The following is an 18660-nucleotide window of genomic DNA, read 5'->3' on the forward strand; positions in this document are numbered from 1 at the left end:
GGAGGGCCTTCGCTGATGAGAGGGGAGAGAGCTTTCGCCCGGGCTCGGTTTGGAACGGTTGTGTTGGGAATTGTACTGGCGCTTACGATGACGATGCTAAGCGCTTGCGATATAAATACGGCTGCTTCTCAAATACAAGGAAATGTCGCTGATACTCCGCCGGAGGTTATAGAAGCAGGCGCGGACGGCGAGGCGCTGACGTATTGGGCGGAGCTGAACGGCAATGCCGCGGGCATTAAGCCGACTTTTCAGGAGGTGCCTTTTTTCCAAGAATGGCAAAAGAAGACGGGGGTGAAGCTGCACTTCATTCAGCCTCCCCAGAACCAGGCGAAGGACGCCATTAACGTGCTGCTTGCCTCGGGCGAGCTGCCGGATATGATGGAGTACGAATGGAACAGTTTTCCCGGAGGACCGGAGAAGGCGATCAAGGACGGATACATTTTAAGGCTGAATGAGGCGATCGATGCTTACGCGCCGAATTTGAAAAAATACTTAAGCGAGCATCCCGATATTGATAAGCAGATTCGGACGGCTGATGGGAGCTATTACATCTTTCCGTTCATCCAAGGGGATGACCGCTTGCGGACATATCAGGGGCTGATTCTGCGGAAGGACTGGCTGGATGAGCTCGGGCTCGGCGTTCCGGTCACGATCCATGAATGGCATACGGTGCTCAAGGCCTTCAAGGAGAGGAAGGGGATAGAGGCGCCCCTAACCTTTCTGGGCGTTCCCAGTCCGTTATTTGGCATAGAAGGCGGCGGATTCATCGGGGCATATGGCATTAAGAAGGACTTCTATGTGGAGGACGGACAGGTGAAATTTGGCCCGCAGGAGGCAGGCTATAGGGATTTCTTGGCCTTATTCCGGGACTGGTATGCCGAGGGGCTTATAGACAGAAATTTTGCCGCGGTCGATTCCGTGACGCAGGATGTAAGCATGCTCACGGGGCGGAGCGGGGCTAGCATCTGGAATGCAGGCGCCGGGATCGGCACCTGGCTGCCGGTACTGCGGGAGAATGATCCGGGCGCAAAATTGATCGCTGCTCCGTATCCCGTCCTGCACAAGGGGGAGCGCTCCAAATTCGGGCAAAGGGCTTCTGCGGTCGGCTTTAGCGGTGTTGCGATATCAAGCAAAAGCAAACATGTCGAGCAGGCCGTCCGCATGCTGGATTATGGTTATGGCCCTGAAGGACATATGCTGTTCAATTTCGGTATTGAAGGCCTCAGCTACGAGATGAAGGACGGGTATCCGCGGTATACGGATTTGATTCTGAACAATCCAGATAGACTGGCTCCATCCCAGGCGCTTGCGATGTATACGCGGGCGAGCTACTTCGGGCCGTTTGTGCAAGATATCCGCTATATGGAGCAATATTATATGCTGCCGGAGCAAAAAGAGGCGATCCGGCTTTGGTCGGATACCGATGCGGCGAAATACGCGCTGCCCTCTACCCCGAAAACGGAGAAGGAAAGCGCGGAGCTGTCGGCGATTATGCAGGATGTAACGACGCTGGTCGATGAAATGTCGCTGAAGATCATCCTGGGCATTGAGCCGCTTAGCGCTTTTGACGCTTATGTGGAGCAATTGAAATCGCTAAACATCGACCGGGCCATTGAGCTTCAGCAGACGGCGCTAGAACGGTACAATCAGTCGGTTATGAATGAGAGGGTGAAAGAATAGTTGGCGGTGTCTTGCCGGAGAATGATAAAAAAAAATGGTGCAGGATCAGGCAAGCGTGCTATATTGTAATTAAAATCTTTTTACGAGAAAGGATCTGCACGAATGAAACTGATCTACACAGGCAAGACCAAAGACGTATATGCTCTCGAAGATGGCAACTATTTGCTGAAATTCAAAGATGACGTGACCGGGGAGAACGGCGTATTTGATCCAGGCGCCAACACGGTTGGGCTAACGATGGAGGGTGCAGGCAAAGCCGGACTCCGTTTGACGAAGTATTTCTTTGAAATATTAAAGGAAAAAGAGATTCCTACGCACTATATAGATGCTGATATCGACAACGCGACGATGACGGTAAAACCGGCGACCGTATTCGGTAAAGGCCTGGAGGTCATTTGCCGCTACAGAGCGGTGGGAAGCTTCCTGCGCCGCTATGGCATGTATGCAGAGGAAGGTCAAGCCCTGGACGCTTTCGTGGAAGTGACCATTAAAGACGACGAGCGCCAAGATCCGCCGATTTCGGAGGATGCGCTGGACATGCTGGGGATTTTATCCTCCGCTGAGTACAAGGTGCTTAAAGAGCTGACGCAAACGATAGGCCATGTCGTTAAAGACGAGCTTGCAAAGAAGGGCGTTGAGCTGTACGACATCAAATTTGAGTTCGGCCGGGTAGACGATGGCGCACAAATCGTTCTGATCGACGAAATTTCCGGCGGCAATATGCGCGCTTACAAGGATGGCCAATATGTAGAACCGCTGGAATTGGAGAAGCTGATCGTCGGCTAAGCGATTTGCCGTAAAGCCTTTCAGAATGAAGCGGTTCTGATGTATAATTATGGAAGAGAGTTGCAGAGCACAGACCCAGCCCCAAAATGACGATTTTGGCCTGGGTCATTTTTTTATATGGAGACGTGAGGAATGAAGGTTTATTATTACAAGCTCCCGGTACTGAAAATGTCGGCGGCTTGCGTAGAGCTGATAGACAACAACGGCAGTCCTTGCGGCCGCATGACAAGAACGTTCAAGCATCTTCCCAGCAAGGCCATATGCTGGATCATAGATAGCTGGGAATTAAGCTTCAGGGCTGAAGCCGAGCAGTGCGCCATCGAGCTGTTGGATAGGAGCAGATGGTTCGAAAGGAACAAATGGAGCATTTCCTGCAAAGAAGGAGATGAAGAGCAGCGTTTTTCGCTCAATGACAGAACTATGATAAGAACGAACCCGCGGTTTGAATTTACGTATAATGGTCAGCCGTATGAAGCAGTCCAAGCTTTTTTGGACAAGAGAACCAGAATCATTAACCTAACGCAGAACAAGGTAAGCGCTGAAATGGAGAGACATTCTATCGGCAGGGTATTCCAAAGGAAGATTACGATGTACGATGAGGAGTTAAATCCTTTGCTGGCAGCATGCATTGACCGTTTGATCAGAACACTTAGCTGATCGCAACAACATGAATTTTTCGGGAAAGGAGGAGTGATGATAGTGAGTTCTTCAGACAATAGGAGTACGATCCGGCATCTCAGCCCTGTGTTGTTTGTAGCCGATCGCCAGAAGACGCTTGAGTACTATAGCTCGATTGGCTTCTACTGCGATTTTGGCCTGGGTTTCGTCGAACGGGACGGGCTGGAAATTATTTTTCATGAAACAGAAAACAAAGATCGAATCACCCCGAATTACCCTCATCACCGGGAAGATGCGTTGGATATTTTCGCCATGGTTTACGGCGTGGAAGAGCTCTATCATGAGCTGGCCGAAAAAGGAGCCAAACTGCATAAACCGCTGGAGGTCAATGAGTTTGGCATGAAGGAGTTTTCCATTATGGACCCGGACGGCTACACGATCGGATTCGGGGAGTCAATCCAGGATTAGGGTGTTGTAATGGTTATCGTGCTTGATTGCGAATCCCACTCCACAACAGCGTCGAAGGATTCGGCGGCAAAGCGGGCAGGCACCATCGTATACCCGTTAATGACAATCGGCTTGGCCTGTAAAGTAAGCGCCTTGTCCTGCTTTCGGGCGGCCGTGCTGTCCACGGTCAATTCAACCGTTGTATTGCCCTTGTAGGCTGTGATTTTCTTCGTAGACTGATCCCATTCCAAGGTGGCGCCGAGGGCATCAAACATGTTTTTCAGCGGGATCAGTACCGTTCCGTTGACGATGACGGCCTTTTGATCCAGAGGTACAATGCTGCTATTCACAATCAAGGTAATGTCTACCGTGGTATATCCCTTGTTAGGGGTGGTTTTTTTACTATTTGTGCTGCTTTTGGTAGAAGCGCTCTTCGTGGTTGAGGTACTGGATGATTTGGTGGATGTTGATTTCGAGCCTGAATTCGTCGTGCCGGAATTGTGATAATGGTAGCCGGTGCAAAGGCCCTTCTGCTTCGATTTCTCAGAGCAGTTATGTCCGCCGTTGGCGTCTGTTCTGCCAGAATGGGCGAGAGCCGCCGTCTGAACCGATAACAGTAAAGCTAGACTGACAACAAGAGCGACAATTTTTTTCATCGTACAGCCTCCTTGCAAATTATACATGATCATAGTAGATACATACTTAAGTATTATATCGGTTCAAAGCCTCGGAATGATTATAAAATGACAAGGAATGGAACGACCATATCGACTCCATCAGGGAGAGCGGGGAATGTTTGTTATGAACTCTATTGAGCAAAGTTTGGAAGCATTGAATATTGCGGACCTCGAGTTTGAAGAGCATCACAAAGTATTGAACGGATTCTCCGATTTGTTAATGGAAGTATTACGGTCGATGTTCACGTACGGAAGCTGCGGGAGAAGCTGGAGAAGGACAGCTCCAAGCCCGAGCTGATTGAGACTGTCTGGGGCGTCGGCTATCGCTGGAGGAAGGAAGATTGATGTGGGTATTCGCAAAAGGCTGGTCGGAAGCTATCTTCTCGTCATTCTGATTACGGTGATCACCCTTGAGGCCATATTGATTGCCGCTGTGAACTATTATTATCACAATATCGAGCGCACCCTGGTCACTCAGGCCGAACTGTCGGCCTCTTTTTATGAGCAATACTTTGCGGAAGAGGACTTGGAACAGCAGGCAGAACGATTGTTGGGAGGGTTTTCGCATCATTTTGCGGGGCAGGTGCAAATTATCGGCTCCTCTGGGCAGCTGATTCAAGACACTTCGGGATTTCGGCTTGGGCAAAATATGACCGGATTCCCAGATGTGCGAAGCGCGATTGCCGGCTTTGCCGATACTTGGCGCGGCCAGGACTTGGCTTGGCAGGAGGAGGTGCTTGCGGTTTCCTATCCGCTGGTGGCCAAAGGCCAGACCGCTGGAGCCGTACGGTTCATAACCTCGTTAAAGCAAACGGAGGAGACGGTGAGGCAGATTGCCCTCATCTTCGTAGCGGTAGGCCTCGTTGTGATTGCACTTGTTGCCGCTGTTGGCATCGTGCTGTCCGGGATGATTACGAAGTCGATTACCGGTCTAAAGCGGGCCGCTGAAAAAATGGCGGATGGAGATTTCAGTGTTAGAGCAGAGAAGGCTTATAAGGACGAGTTGGGCGCACTAACAGATACGCTGAATACGATGGCTGGAACAATACAGCGGCAAGAGCAACTCAAAAATGATTTCATCTCCTCGGTGTCGCATGAGCTGCTGGATTTCTCGAAATTTGGAGACGGCCGAATGGAGCTTAGCCGGTCACCCCTTCTGCTCCCTGATGGGGCACGGCTGCTTACTATGCCTGACGGCAAGCCGAATAACGGCATTTCCTACGGTGATCTGGACGGCGATGGACAGAATGAGGCTACCGTTGTATATGAAGAGGAAGTTGGCCGCGAACGTACGCTGAAAGCGGCTTTGCTAATGCGCCGGCAGGAAGCATGGCAGATTGTTTGGCATGGGGAAGGCAGCGGGCATAGTTTGGATTACGCGGGGATCCGTGATGTCGACAGGGATGGGGCCGCAGAAATCCTTTTGGGCTGGTCGCTGGGCGCAGGTGTGAACGGGCTTGACATTTATGAATGGGACAAGGGCACATTGAAGCTGCAGGACAGAAAAGGATATCACGAAAGCACCGAGCTCAGGGATATGATGAACTAGCTGCTGCAGCGGCGTTTCTGCATGATGAATTGAGGTTATGTATGATTTTTCTCGAAAAGCTAAAAAAGCTGGATAAAGCAACATTATTCATTATTATTTGTCTAAATGCCATCGGCACGGTAGCCGTATATGGAGCAACAGTGGGGACGAAGCTGGAGGGCCTGCATAAGAACAGTATGCTGCTCATCGCTTTATCCATGATCCTGATGTTGCTTGCGGCTTCTTTTGATTACAGGGTCATTTTCGGCAAGCTGAGATATATTCTCTATGCATTTGGGATAGGGATGCTGGCCTTTGTTCAATTTAAAGGAGAGAACATCAACGGTGCGGTGGTTAAGCATCGCATCGTTTCAGCTGCAGCCTTCGGAACTTGCCAAAATATTTACGATACTGCTTGTCGCCTACATGCTGAGCAGGAAGCAGGGGAGGAAGCTTCGTCTGATACAGGACGTGGTGCCGATCTGCCTGGTCTTTATGCTCCCGGTGCTGTTTATTATCAAGCAGCCTGATTTTGGTACGGCGCTCGTCTTTGTTGGCGTGCTGCTAAGCATGCTTTGGATGGGCAATATCCGGTTAAGATACATGCTCATTTTCTTAGGCGGTGTCATCTTGATTATCGGAGCAATCGTCTGGTTATATTATGCCGATAACGCATTGCTGTCCAAGGTGATCAAGCCGCACCAAATGGCCAGAATACAGACGTTCCTGGATCCTGCCAGCGACCCCGGTAAATCATGGCATGTCAAAAATGCGATGCTGGCGATCAGCTCCGGCAGATAGGGCGGGTTCATATCTCGTCATCGGGATTACGGCCATGCTGGTGTTCCAAATTTTCGTCAATATCGGGATGCATATCGGGCTCGTGCCTTTAACGGGGATTTCGCTGCCTTTTATCAGTTATGGGGGCAGTTCTCTGATTACGAATATGATTGCGATCGGACTTGTTCTGAGCGTGAAGATGCATAAAGATAAGACTATACCATTACCGTGACTTATATGAAAGTGACACAGGAAGAGAGGTATGTAATGAGATATTCGCATAGACAACGGCGTGTAAGTCCATATGTCATTTTCTGGGCTTTGCTGGCACTGGCCGGATTTGGCGTGATCGCTTTTTTTGCGGTTCGGCAACCGTTAAATTCCTTTGATCTCCATGTGGCGGCATGGGTACAGAGCTTTGAGTCGGCGTCCTTGACCCGTATTATGGTCTTCTTCTCCACACTGGGATCAACCAAGTTTACGATTCTGATTACTTTGTCGGCCATGCTTATATTGTTTTTCGTATTGCAGCATCGGATGGAATTATTGTTTCTCGCTGCATTTCTAGGCGGAGCGTCTTTACTGAATAAGCTATTGAAAATTATCTTTCAGCGGGAGCGGCCATTCGTACATCGTTTGGTAGAAGAGACGGGCTTCAGCTTCCCCAGCGGCCATGCCATGGCAGCTTTCGCATTATATGGGGCGTTGGCCTTTCTCTTATGGCGGCATATACGTCCACAATGGGGGCGCATTCTCTTGATTGTCCTTAGCTGTTTCATGGTAGTGATGATTTGCATAAGCCGAATCTATCTTGGCGTTCACTATCCAAGCGATATTGCAGGAGCACTGCTGGCTAGCGGATTCTGGCTGAGCGTCATGATCGGGATTGCCCAGTGGTATGAAGGGCGGTATGGAGCGGTGTCCGAATTTCGTTTACGGCGATAGCCGATAAGGCGGCTCTGGGACTTTCGTGCATCGTGAATGCGAATTCGTTATAATAATAGAAAAGTGAATGAGCAGGAAGGGAAAGCCATATGAGCGAACGACAAATTGAGCAATTGAAAATGATGCGCAACGAGATTACCCGTTTTTTATTAACTTACAAATTTGCATTGGACGAGATGGAGACGAAAATTGAAATTTTGAAGGAAGAGTTCGAATCTCTTCATGACTATAGCCCGATTGAGCACACGAAGACCAGGCTGAAATCGCCGGAGAGCATCATGAGCAAGCTGTATCGCAAAGGTGCGGATTTCTCCTTCGAGTCGATTCGGGAAACGGTGAAGGATATTGCAGGAATGCGGATCACCTGCTCCTTTGTATCGGATATATATCGGGTAAGCGACATGCTGCAGAAGCAAAATGATTTGAAGGTCCTCGAAATTAAGGATTATATCAAAAATCCGAAACCCAATGGCTATAAAAGCTTGCATCTGCTAATCGAAGTTCCAGTATTTATGTCTGACCGCGTCGAGCAGGTATGCGTCGAGGTGCAAATCCGCACAATCGCCATGGACTTCTGGGCTAGCCTCGAGCATAAAATTTTTTATAAATATAATCAATCGGTACCCGAGCGCCTGCTGCAGGAGCTCAAGGACGCGGCCGATACCGCGGACGAGCTGGATCATCAGATGGAGCGCTTGATGAATGAAGTTCAGACGATCAAGCATCTGAACGACGACCATTCAAGTGAGGATTTCACCAGCATCATTATCAATAATCAGAAGTTCAATCTTCCGCGCGCGTTGATAGATGTGCTAGGGAAGCAGGAATAAAATATAGGTAAGAAGAATCAAGCTCATTCAGAAACATGACCCGGCATAAGATAGGAGCTATCTTAGAGCGGGTCTTTTTTTGGTTTGGGACGGAAAATTTTATGTAGGAGCGGATAGAGGATGGAATTTATTTTTGGAATTTTGTTATTGTTCATCTTGTTCGGAATTCTCAGCGTTGACGCGAGGCTGAAGAAAAAGCAGGAAAGCGATAAGTTGCTGATGGAGAAGCTGGATGAAATGCTGGATGCGGTGAATAGGAAATGAAGTATACGGATTGATTAGAAAACTCAGTTAGGGTGAGGTAAAGTCATGGAAATTAAAGCGATGAATCATCTGTGCTTCTCGGTATCAGATCTGGAAGCGTCCATCGAATTCTATAGGGAAGTGTTCGGGGCCAAATTGTTGGTCAAGGGCCGGAAGCTGGCTTATTTCGATTTGAAAGGATTATGGTTAGCATTAAATCAGGAAGATATAGACCGAAGTTTGGCCAATCCATCGTATACGCATATTGCATTCACTATCGAAGAGGCTGATTTTGAGAGAATCGCAGCTAGATTGAAGGATCTCCATGTGAATGTACTGCCTGGTCGCACAAGGGACGAGAAGGATAAGAAATCGATTTATTTTCTAGATCCGGACGGCCATATGTTTGAATTCCATACAGGCAGCTTAGCAGATCGTTTGGCATATTACCGGGATGATAAAGAGCATATGACTTTTTATGAATGAAAAGAAAAAGCCGTGGCTATTAGCCACGGCTTCTGTATTAGTGCTCGAGTGGTGATGTTGGATAGGTCGGAGAAGCGCTATTTGGATTACCGTACGCGTTAACTTCGAATGTGATGATTTTGTCGTAAATGATGTAGTCTTTGCGATTGGTGAAAGGCCCTTTGTTATTGTTATGCTTGTCGATGGCAAAAGTAATTGGACCTACACCAGTGGCTCTTGTCTCATACCATTGGATAAACGCATTAACTTCGTTCATGGACAAATCATATTCTTTGATCTCGCCCGTGCTAAGCATGATGAACAGAAGCGCACGGTCCCCCGAATTTTCTTCGATCGGTGGAACGACCTTGCCGCGAGGAGTAGCTGATGCTTCGTTAGATGTTGCCACATCACCTGCAGCGTCTACAGCCGTGACGATGTAGTAATAAGTTGTACCGTTAACTACATTATGATCTGTGTAGGAATAAGTGCTGCTGGAAACGGTATCGATTACGCTATATGGACCACCAGACGTAGTGCTGCGTTGAATTTTGTAGCTCGTTGCAGTGCTCACAGCGCTCCAGCTTAATTGAACATTCGAGTTCCCAGCTGTTGCGGAAAGTCCTAGCTCTTCAACAGGAACTTCCACTTCAATGCCGCTTCCGAAGACGTTCCATTCTGTGATGTATCCAACTGTTGTCATTTTTAATACAACTGTAGTGACACCGGATACAGGAGTCTCAAGTGCTTCTACAGTGTCATTAGCTGAAGGAACGTATGTTGAAAGAAGATTATTGTTAGCATCAAAAAACTCAATTGTTGCTGTACCTGAATATCTGTTTAAAATAACAGCACTAACTTCCTGTGGTGAAGAAAAAGTATGCCAGAAAAGAGTTCCTGATGTCAACTGGGCTGTTCTTGTCCCCGTATTGTTGTCTGTAACTCGGCGTTCCGTACCTGTAGGGGTCCCTACAGTTCTACCTGTATCTAATGTGCGTCCGTCTAATAATCCGCCTGTATATTTGGTGGATTTTGGAGTAATCTGCTTCTGGGCTGAGTTGTCGCTTTCAGCAGCTGGATTGACGGCAGAAACAACGTAGTAATAAGTTGTGCCGTTATTTACAGTTCTGTCGATATAAGAATTTCCCTTAACATTAGAAGCGATCAATGCATATGGGCCTCCAGTTGAGGTTGCTCTCTTAATATTATATGAGCTAGCCCCCGTATCTCCCCAGAATAGTTCAACCGTTTTATCTCCGCCATAAATCCAATCGATTGCTGGGACAACAGGAGCGACGTAAGGAGTCCCAAAAACATTCCATTCTGTGATATAGCCAACTGTTGTCATCTTTAATACTACGGTAGATACATTGGATACAGGGGAAGGAAGCATAACAACCCCATCATTTACAACTGGTATATAAGAAAGAAGAAGGTTATTGTTAGCATCAAAAAACTCAATTGTTGCTGTACCTGAATATCTGTTTAAAATAACAGCACTAACTTCCTGTGGTGAAGAAAAAGTATGCCAGAAAAGAGTTCCTGATGTCAACTGGGCTGTTCTTGTTCCCGTATTGTTGTCTGTAACTCGGCGTTCTGTACCCGTAGGAGTCCCGACAATTCTACCTGTATCTAATGTAATTCCATCTAATAAACCGCCAGTATATTTATTTAATTCTGGTGTGACCATTTTTTGGGGTGAGTCGGCACTTTCGCCAGCCGGGTTGACAGACGAAATCACATAATAATAAGGTGTTTTGTTATTTACGTTTCTATCAGCGTAAGAAGTTCCGATAATGTTAGAAGCTAGTAATGCATAGGGGCCATTTGGAGTAGTTGCTCTTTTAATATTATAAGAACTAGCTCCAATATCTTCCCAGAATAACTCGACAACTTGATTTCCCCCATAGGTCCAACTGAACGCTGGTACGATAGGAGATGTGGAAGGTGTTTTAAAAACGTTCCATTCTGTGATGTACCCAACTGATGTCATTTTTAATACTACGGTAGATACATTGGATACAGGGGAAGGAAGCATAACAACCCCATCATTAACAACAGGTACGTAAGAAAGAAGAAGATTATTGTTAGCATCGTAAAATTCAATAGCTGCCGTACCAGAATATCTGTTTAAAATAACTGAATTAATTTCCTCTGGAGAAGAAAAATTATGCCATATAAGAGTTCCTGAAGTTAACTGTGCTGTTCTTGTTGTAGTGCTGTCATCTGTAATTGTAGTAATGTCTGCTCCTGTAGGTTGACCTACAGTTCTGCCTGTTTGTAGAGGAATACCATCCAGCAAACCTCCTTTATACTTACTTGCGGCATCTGCGACCGTATTCGGCAAAATGAATAGCAGCAGCGCCAGGGTGATGATAAAATAACTTACTTTGACTTTCTTGGTATACATGTATTTTCCTCCTTTGGGATTTATTGGATTTTCATCCGAGTAATATAAATACGATGTTTGTTTCGGGAATCCTTCTTTTGTACTAAAAGTAAAAATGTTGACAAGTTTAATATTGGATGAATTTCATACAATCAGCTAATAGGCCTAAAAAATGATCCTTAGGTCTATTTCTTTTTCAATAATTTAGTTCTTTTTGATCGTTATTAATTTCATAGTTGCTAATTGATCGGAAAAATAGAACTATACTTATAAGATGTAGGCCAGAAAAGCTATTGTATGCCGGCTAAGCAAAGGAAGTTAGGGATCATCTTCGTTAAGCGGGGCAATTTTTTCTTCTTTATGAGCTTCATGAACATGAAGATATTCTTTAAGTACCGGCAAGTACATGGTCAATTTAGAAAACTAAAACATTATATGAAAGGTCATTAAGTTACTATGATATTAGAGAAATCTACCCTAAATCAGATAGAAATTGAAGCAGCTATTCTCAATTCTGACCCTTACTATAACAGGGTTGCTAAAGGCAAAGAAGTTCTTCCCATGGAGGAGATCAGGTCTGAGATTCAGGAATCGCTGGAGATCGGCGCAGAACGCTATTTATTGCGAGTGCAGCAAGAATATGTAGGCATACTTGAATTTCTCATGAAAAATCCTGGCGATGGCTACACCTGGCTCGGCCTTCTGGAGATCAAGAAAGAGCATCAATCCAAAGGATATGGTTATAAGGCGCTAAACCTGTTTTACAGCTTGATGAGAGAGCGTCAAGTGAAGCAGTTCCGAATTGGTGTCATATCCGAGAACGAGCCGGGCCATCGCTTCTGGAGAAGACAGTGCATGAAGCCGGTAAAAGTGACTACAGCGGACGGTAAAGAGGTTGTCGTATATGAGAAACATTTATAAGATACCTCTTTTGAACGTAAGAGTTTCAAGGTGACAGCCTTCATTTTAATGTGTATAATTATGGGAAATTCTTGTAGAGAACGTTTTCATTCATGAGAAGGAATATTAATGAGGAGGTTGTGCTTGTGAGCTCAGGTCCGATTTTAAGTTAAATTGGCGGGATTTTTATCCCGGTAAGAAGCATTGAACAGGCACGCGATTGGTACTGCGGTATCCTAGGGGTTCCTGCTGATGGCGAAATATTGTTTGGGCATTTGTATATTTTGCCCATGAACGGCGGAACCGACCTCATACTGGACAGCAAAATTTATACAGGAGACAATGTCTTTAAAGCGCCAGCATTTCAATTCAAAACGAATGATATTAAGGAAGCCTACGCTTACATGAAGTCCAAGCAGGTAGAGCTGACAACGGAAATCATGTATGATCAATGGTTTAATTTCAAGGATCCGGATGGCAATCAATTAATGATTTGTAAATGCTAGGCATAAATGAACTAAGGTAAAATAATTGACTTATATGCTTATTTATTAAGGCTGCTCATTTCGAGCAGTCTTTTTTGCTCAATATACGGAAAGAAAGCTGATCATTTCTTTTGATCCATATTTAGAGAACGGGATCATTCAGCGGGAAGATATTGATGATGCCTATTTGTCCGGCGGAATGATCGGCGGCAAGCTGTATGGTATTCCTCTTGGAACGAAAAATTCCGGCTTGAAACAAGGATTCTTCACATTGCTGAACGATTCCAGGCCGGTCTCGTGCGGACTTGCTGTCATTGAGCAGGGGTATGCCGGCTTGTATGATATCGTTACGGATGAGGCGTACCGCAACCTTGGTTACGGCGAACAGTTGCTGCTACATATTTTGAAATGGGCGAATGAGAACGGGGCCGTAAAAAGCTACTTGCTCGTTGTGCAGAGCAATGCCTCCGCGAACCGCCTGTATGATAAATTGAACTATCGGCATTTGTATACCTATTGGTATAGATGCAAGCCGTAGGCGAATAGCTAGGACTATAGTTGAATAGGCACCTCATATATGTGAACAAGCGCTTCTTGCAACATTAGGGGGAAACGGCGTCTTTTCGGGGAATCCGCTGGAGGGTATTTACAACTAGGAAACATCTCTGGTAAGATATTCTCGTTTAGTTGAATTGTCAACCTATTTTATTGTGATTGGTTGACAATTTTTTTCGGGGATATTCTTAGGGATTCAGTACATATACAGAGAGGACGGTAGAAACCAAATATGCACAACGTTGAAGAGAAAACACAGACAGATTGGGAGCGGCTTGCAGATACAGCATTGCGGGGGGAACGGTTAACGATGGAAGAAGGGCTGTCCGTACTGCAAGGGGAAGATGAGCAAATCCTGGCGATCATGCAGGCTGCATATAAGGTTCGCCGTCATTATTACGGCAACAAAGTGAAGCTGAACATGATCATGAACGCCAAAAGCGGCCTTTGCCCTGAGGACTGCGGCTATTGCTCGCAATCGATTGTTTCCAGCGCCCCTGTAACTAAATACTCCTTGCTCGACAAAGATTCATTACTGGCGGGAGCGCGTGAAGCGATGGCCCGCCAAGCGGGTACGTATTGTATCGTAGCGTCAGGCAGGGGGCCGACTCCGCGGGAGCTGGAACAAGTAATTGAGGCCGTTACGGAAATACGCAGCACGATGCCTCTCAAAATATGCGCCTGCCTCGGGCTGCTCCGCGATGACCAGGCCAAGCGTCTCGCGGAGGCGGGCGTCCACCGCTATAACCATAACTTGAATACAAGTACAGCCAATTACTCCGCCATAACAACGACGCATTCCTATGAGCAGCGCGTGGAGACGGTTGAGAAGGTGAAGGCCTCGGGGATGTCGCCCTGCTCCGGCGTAATTATAGGCATGGGGGAAAGCCAGGCCGAAATTGTGCAAATGGCTTATGCTCTCCGTGAGATAGATGCTGACTCGATACCGGTCAACTTTCTGGTTCCTATTTCGGGAACCCCGCTGGAAGCCTCGGAGAAAGTTACGCCTCTGCAAGCGCTCAAAGTGCTGGCGTTATTCCGTTTCATTTGTCCGTCCAAGGAAATTCGCGTGTCTGGAGGCCGGGAATCCAGCCTTAGACATCTGCAGCCGATGTCTCTTTATGCGGCAAATTCATGGTTTGTCGGTGATTATTTGACAACTGGAGGGCAGGCGGTGACTGCGGATCATCAGATGATCGAAGATCTTGGTTTTGAAATCGAGCAGTGCGCCCTTTAAACTCCGGGAACCATAATTTGTTATAGGCGCAGGAGATTCGTTATAATAGGATGTGGAATGACCAATAATCATTTCTGGGTTAGGAATTGAAAAGGAGAGATAAACCATGAGCTTGAACAACCAGGTAGCCATCATTACGGGCGCAGGCAAAGGCATCGGCAAGGCGATCGCACAGGCGCTTGCAAAGGAGGGCGTTCATTTAGGACTGATCGCGCGTACGACTTCCGACTTGGAGGCGCTGCAATCCGAATTGCGAGAGCAGCACGGCATTAAGGTTGCCATCGCTTCCGCCGATATTTCCGATCAGTCGGCCGCAGAGAAGGCCGTAGAGGCGCTTGTATCCGAGTTAGGCGGCATAGATATCCTAATCAACAACGCCGGCATTGCCAAATTCGGCAAACTGGTGGAGATGGACACGAAGGATTGGGAGCGAATTATTCAGGTTAATTTGATGGGAACCTATTACATGACAAGAGCCGTGCTTCCTAAACTGATTGCTCAAAATCAAGGGAATATTATTAACATTGCATCGACAGCCGGTGAAAGAGGCTTTGCTACCGGCTCCGCATACAATGCTTCGAAATTTGCCATTATGGGGTTGACGGAGGCCGTTATGCAGGAGGTGCGCAAGAACAATATCCGTGTTGTCGCTCTGACGCCAAGTACGGTAAATACCGAGCTTGCCGTAAATACCGGCCTGAGTATCGGGGACGAAGACCGGATGATGCAGCCGGAAGACGTTGCTGAGCTAGCGCTGGCCACATTGAAGCTCCCACAGCGTGTTTTTGTTAAAACCGCCGGCATCTGGACGACGAATCCTCAGTAACTTATCATTATGGATAGGCAAGGCCCTGACCCGCTTACAGCGGGTTAGGGTCTTTTTTGTGTTATTTGAAGCCTATTTCACATGGAAATATACAATTTTCAAGACCTAATCCGCATATAGTTAGTCAATATGCAATATGCTGAGGAAATCTCAGAACACGACAGTGAGGTTTTCATAAGAGGGAGGTACAGCGGTGAAGAAGAGGCTAAATAAGAAACAGACGAGGCTTGCGGGAATGGCCGTGCTCGTATTGACTTTATTATTATCTGCAAATGGCGCAAAATGAGAGAAGATATATGGCAGTTATTCGTACTACAGGAATGGGGGAGCGTGCATTGGGAATTCAGCTTGAAGAATGGATCATAGAGGCCAGTATCGGGATAATGCGGCGAGCGATGGAGGAAGAGGAGATCAGTTCCGAGGATTTGGTCGCGGTATATTTGGAACGGATCGATCGTTATGATCCTCGTCTGAAGTCGGTTATCGAGATCAATCCGGAAGCAATGGATATAGCCAGAGCTTTGGATCAGGAACGCAAGGAGCAGGGCAGCAGAGGAGCCCTGCACGGCATTCCTATTTTGCTGAAAGACAATATCGGGACGCATGATAAGACCCGCACCAGCGCGGGTTCATTAGCATTAGCGAATGCCATACCGAAGGAGGATTCTGCCGTCGCTTCGCAATTGCGTGCTGCTGGCGCTGTCCTTCTCGGCAAAGCCAATATGACGGAATGGGCTAATTTCATGTCGAGCACGATGCAGGCAGGATACAGCTCAAGAGGCGGGCAAACGTTAAACCCCTATGGTCCAGGGGAGATTTTTGTCGGTGGCTCAAGTTCAGGTTCGGCTGCGGCAGTTGCCGCTAACCTGACTGCCGCAGCGATTGGTACGGAAACGACAGGTTCGATTATCAGCCCGGCCAGCCACAATGGCATTGTTGGGATTAAACCGACGGTGGGCCTGATTAGCCGGCGCGGCATCATTCCTCTGACAGAAACGCAGGATACGCCGGGGCCGATGGCGCGCACGGTAACTGATGCTGCGCTGATTTTGGGGGCGCTTACTGCCCAGGATCCGAAGGATGCCGCGACTTTGTCGAAAAACAGGCAAGCGTTATCGGATTATACGCCGTTTCTCAACCGCACTTTTCTGGCAAAATCACGCATCGGCATCCCGCGATATTACTATCAGCAGCTTGATGAAGGAAGATTGGCGCTGATCGAACAAGCCATCCATGTACTTGAGGCTGAGGGAGCAACGATCATCGATCCTGTCGAGCTGCCATGCGAAGGGCAAAACGGGGACTTCAATGTGCTTAACTTCGAATTCAAAAAATCTTTAAACGACTATTTAGAGACATTGCCGGAAATGGTTAAGGTTCGTTCGTTGGATGACGTCATCCGTTTTAATGAGCAGCATAAGGAAGCCGCGTTGAAATATGGACAGGACTTGCAACCCCGGAGGGGGATACGACGAAAGGGCCGCACGGAATAACTTTTGTGGGAACGGCCTTTAGCGAGCCGACATTGATTGGGCTGGCTTATAGTTATGAACAAGCTTCGAAGCATCGCGTTCCTCCCAATCTTGATGTAATTAGGAATTGACATATACCCTGTAGAATATTGCGATGGAAGCGGTTGTTTGGCTACATTTCTCTAGGCATTCCGATCGCAGGATTTGGGCTGTTAGCCCCATGGATTACAGAACCGCCATGGCTTTAAGCTCTGTTTCTGTCGTTTTGAATGCTTTGAGACTACAGCGGATGAACACATAAGGCTCAATTTTGTTAAAATTGGAGGCTTTTATAGGAAGATAGCTGGATTTTTCCCGCTGTCTTCCTCTTTTTTTGGTGAAAAACAAGGATGAATAGTGTGAACTAAGTCCCTTGTATAATGTCAGTAACTACTTGTAAAATTGTGACATGAGGACAGAGGCATACATCGTTTGGTCCCGAAGGAGGTTGTGATAAAGCGTATCCTTCGCGTATGAATGGATATGTGAAAACTCAGCTTGAAAGATCGAAGCAGTAGAATCGATGACTAAATACATACATATGCTGAGGTGATAAATGATGCATAGAAGGACTACAGGAATGCTCTTGATTATGATCGCGGCATTCCTGTACGGCATACGATACTTGGCTGCAGCAATTTACGGGTCTGCTTCCTCCGTATGGAACGCAGATCACTTCAATGAAATGTTGAGCTTTGTCGGTGATGGGCCAACCATACTTAGTACGATTGCATTGATTCTCGGGATTACATATTTACTTGTCGCGGAATTGGAAGGCACGAGCATGCGGAAGCAGATCGAGCAGATCAAGAGCAGTTGGAATGATTTCGATTGGTATGAATCGGAGGGAAGCAAAGGTAAAGGGAAAAGCAAATAGTCAAGGCAACTGGCAAAATAAGATACGGCTCGGGCCCAAGGCTCGAGCCGTTATTCGCATTACATGGCTAGCGATTGTTTTTGCGGAAATTTCCCGGGGTGCATCCGACCCAAGCGGTAAACTGCCGGCTGAAGCTCTGCACATTTTCATAGCCGACCCGGTGGGCGATGCGTTCTATGGATTCCGTGCTCGACATGAGCATATGTACGGCTTCTTGCTGCTTGAGCACCATCATATTACAACAGGCAATGCCATTGAACTCAGCGTAGAGGTGGCAACCTTGGTTTCGTTCGTGCTCGCGATCATCTGCGAAGTCATTCGCCATAAAGGCGACAGAAGCGTACTGGAAAAAACGGAATCCTTCTTTAAAGGAATGGGTGGAGCGGTACCGATCGTCGCCCGCTCGTTGCCGCTTCCGTTTTTGTTACGGGTCTGAAATCCATCGGTTTGGTGGATGCCCTGCAGCAATCCATGCAAAATATTCAAGGAAACGGACTAGACTTCATTCTGCCGCTGATCCTTGTAGCCATTACGGCGCTGATCGTTATTCTTAGCGGCAGCGGTACGGCTTTGATCTTCGCCATGGTGCTGTTGATGGTTCCATTAGCGGATGCAGCAGGAATCAGTCCGATTGCAATTTCGGTGCCGATGGGACTTTCGGGCAACCTGTTCCGCGCGGTATCGCCGGTGGCAGCTGTTGTGCTGATCGTTGCCGGTACGGTGAAGACGGATCCAATCGCGATCATAAAAAGAACGTCGGTTCCAATGATCGCAGGTGTGATCTTTATGTTCATCCTGTCCATGGTCATCTTTCTGTAACATTAATTCATCATCAAACAAAAGAAGAACAGGCCTAGATCCTGTTCTTCTTTGATTTGGAA

21 protein-coding genes and 2 pseudogenes are annotated in these 18660 nt (G+C 47.2%); 21 read left to right on the forward strand and 2 right to left on the reverse strand.

Going from position 1 to position 18660, the window contains the following annotated elements:
- Positions 1-15: 15 nt before the first annotated feature.
- From QNH46_RS10315 to QNH46_RS10330, 4 genes are all read left to right on the forward strand, one after another.
- Complete coding sequence (locus tag QNH46_RS10315) at positions 16-1680, forward strand: extracellular solute-binding protein (protein WP_283928016.1); 1665 nt, start codon at positions 16-18, stop codon at positions 1678-1680.
- A 102-nt stretch (positions 1681-1782) separates the two neighbouring features.
- The gene (locus QNH46_RS10320) at positions 1783-2466 is read left to right on the forward strand and encodes a phosphoribosylaminoimidazolesuccinocarboxamide synthase (RefSeq protein ID WP_283928017.1); all 684 of its coding nucleotides are present in this window, start codon (positions 1783-1785) and stop codon (positions 2464-2466) included.
- A 132-nt stretch (positions 2467-2598) separates the two neighbouring features.
- Positions 2599-3123 (forward strand): tubby C-terminal domain-like protein, encoded by a 525-nt coding sequence (locus QNH46_RS10325; RefSeq protein WP_283928018.1) that lies wholly within the window; start codon positions 2599-2601, stop codon positions 3121-3123.
- 42 nt (positions 3124-3165) lie between these two features.
- Entirely contained in the window at positions 3166-3552 is a 387-nt protein-coding gene (locus QNH46_RS10330; protein WP_213588707.1) for a glyoxalase superfamily protein, read from the forward strand.
- Here QNH46_RS10330 and QNH46_RS10335 read toward each other — a convergent pair.
- Positions 3549-4187, reverse strand: coding sequence for a stalk domain-containing protein (locus tag QNH46_RS10335; RefSeq protein ID WP_283928019.1), 639 nt, complete (start codon positions 4185-4187; stop codon positions 3549-3551). The two genes, QNH46_RS10330 and QNH46_RS10335, sit on opposite strands and share 4 nt — an antisense overlap.
- Positions 4188-4430: 243 nt before the next feature.
- On the opposite strand from QNH46_RS10335, the pseudogene QNH46_RS10340 reads away from it, so the two are divergent.
- The 8 genes and pseudogenes from QNH46_RS10340 to fosB form a co-directional block, all read left to right on the forward strand.
- Positions 4431-4553: pseudogene (locus QNH46_RS10340) on the forward strand (winged helix-turn-helix domain-containing protein); the annotation flags it as partial.
- Positions 4507-5757 carry a HAMP domain-containing protein gene (locus QNH46_RS10345; protein WP_283928020.1) on the forward strand — a complete coding sequence of 417 codons (1251 nt, stop codon included), beginning with the start codon at positions 4507-4509 and terminating at the stop codon, positions 5755-5757. The pseudogene QNH46_RS10340 and the gene QNH46_RS10345, both read left to right, overlap by 47 nt.
- A 324-nt stretch (positions 5758-6081) precedes the next feature.
- Positions 6082-6537: an FtsW/RodA/SpoVE family cell cycle protein gene (locus QNH46_RS24435; RefSeq protein ID WP_347342974.1), complete on the forward strand. Its 456-nt coding sequence runs from the start codon at positions 6082-6084 to the stop codon at positions 6535-6537.
- A gap of 34 nt (positions 6538-6571) precedes the next feature.
- Positions 6572-6748 (forward strand): FtsW/RodA/SpoVE family cell cycle protein, encoded by a 177-nt coding sequence (locus QNH46_RS24440; protein WP_347342976.1) that lies wholly within the window; start codon positions 6572-6574, stop codon positions 6746-6748.
- 35 nt (positions 6749-6783) lie between these two features.
- Positions 6784-7461 carry a phosphatase PAP2 family protein gene (locus QNH46_RS10355; protein WP_283928021.1) on the forward strand — a complete coding sequence of 226 codons (678 nt, stop codon included), beginning with the start codon at positions 6784-6786 and terminating at the stop codon, positions 7459-7461.
- An 89-nt stretch (positions 7462-7550) separates the two neighbouring features.
- Positions 7551-8291, forward strand: coding sequence for a GTP pyrophosphokinase (locus tag QNH46_RS10360; protein WP_283928022.1), 741 nt, complete (start codon positions 7551-7553; stop codon positions 8289-8291).
- Between the two features lie 120 nt (positions 8292-8411).
- The gene (locus tag QNH46_RS10365) at positions 8412-8555 is read left to right on the forward strand and encodes a hypothetical protein (RefSeq protein ID WP_283928023.1); all 144 of its coding nucleotides are present in this window, start codon (positions 8412-8414) and stop codon (positions 8553-8555) included.
- 45 nt (positions 8556-8600) lie between these two features.
- Positions 8601-9020: a metallothiol transferase FosB gene (fosB, locus tag QNH46_RS10370; RefSeq protein ID WP_283928024.1), complete on the forward strand. Its 420-nt coding sequence runs from the start codon at positions 8601-8603 to the stop codon at positions 9018-9020.
- 37 nt (positions 9021-9057) lie between these two features.
- On the opposite strand, the gene QNH46_RS10375 is transcribed toward fosB, so the two are convergent.
- Positions 9058-11409 carry a fibronectin type III domain-containing protein gene (locus QNH46_RS10375; protein WP_283928025.1) on the reverse strand — a complete coding sequence of 784 codons (2352 nt, stop codon included), beginning with the start codon at positions 11407-11409 and terminating at the stop codon, positions 9058-9060.
- A gap of 435 nt (positions 11410-11844) precedes the next feature.
- Between QNH46_RS10375 and QNH46_RS10380 the strand changes: the two genes are divergently transcribed.
- The 9 genes and pseudogenes from QNH46_RS10380 to QNH46_RS10420 all read left to right on the forward strand — a co-directional run bounded on the left by QNH46_RS10380 (position 11845) and on the right by QNH46_RS10420 (position 18598).
- A complete protein-coding gene (locus QNH46_RS10380) occupies positions 11845-12309 on the forward strand; it encodes a GNAT family N-acetyltransferase (protein WP_283928026.1) in 465 nt (154 codons plus the stop codon).
- A 152-nt stretch (positions 12310-12461) separates the two neighbouring features.
- Positions 12462-12794: a VOC family protein gene (locus QNH46_RS10385; protein WP_283928404.1), complete on the forward strand. Its 333-nt coding sequence runs from the start codon at positions 12462-12464 to the stop codon at positions 12792-12794.
- 178 nt (positions 12795-12972) lie between these two features.
- Positions 12973-13311 carry a GNAT family N-acetyltransferase gene (locus tag QNH46_RS10390; RefSeq protein WP_283928027.1) on the forward strand — a complete coding sequence of 113 codons (339 nt, stop codon included), beginning with the start codon at positions 12973-12975 and terminating at the stop codon, positions 13309-13311.
- A 249-nt stretch (positions 13312-13560) separates the two neighbouring features.
- On the forward strand, positions 13561-14565 hold the full coding sequence (gene bioB / locus QNH46_RS10395) for a biotin synthase BioB (RefSeq protein ID WP_283928028.1): 1005 nt from the start codon (positions 13561-13563) through the stop codon (positions 14563-14565).
- A gap of 106 nt (positions 14566-14671) precedes the next feature.
- Positions 14672-15391, forward strand: a complete 720-nt coding sequence (locus QNH46_RS10400; RefSeq protein WP_283928029.1) for a 3-ketoacyl-ACP reductase — start codon at positions 14672-14674, stop codon at positions 15389-15391.
- A gap of 335 nt (positions 15392-15726) precedes the next feature.
- Positions 15727-16994 (forward strand): annotated as a pseudogene (locus tag QNH46_RS10405) (amidase family protein).
- 488 nt (positions 16995-17482) lie between these two features.
- Positions 17483-17779 carry a hypothetical protein gene (locus QNH46_RS10410; RefSeq protein ID WP_283928030.1) on the forward strand — a complete coding sequence of 99 codons (297 nt, stop codon included), beginning with the start codon at positions 17483-17485 and terminating at the stop codon, positions 17777-17779.
- A complete protein-coding gene (locus tag QNH46_RS10415; RefSeq protein ID WP_283928031.1) occupies positions 17739-18215 on the forward strand; it encodes a hypothetical protein in 477 nt (158 codons plus the stop codon). Before QNH46_RS10410 ends, QNH46_RS10415 begins: the two co-directional genes overlap by 41 nt.
- A 14-nt stretch (positions 18216-18229) precedes the next feature.
- Positions 18230-18598, forward strand: coding sequence for a Na+/H+ antiporter NhaC family protein (locus QNH46_RS10420; RefSeq protein WP_283928032.1), 369 nt, complete (start codon positions 18230-18232; stop codon positions 18596-18598).
- Positions 18599-18660 lie beyond the last annotated feature (62 nt).

Origin of the sequence: Paenibacillus woosongensis, assembly GCF_030122845.1 — a bacterium.
In the GTDB taxonomy this organism is placed as follows: Bacteria; Bacillota; Bacilli; order Paenibacillales; family Paenibacillaceae; genus Fontibacillus; species Fontibacillus woosongensis_A.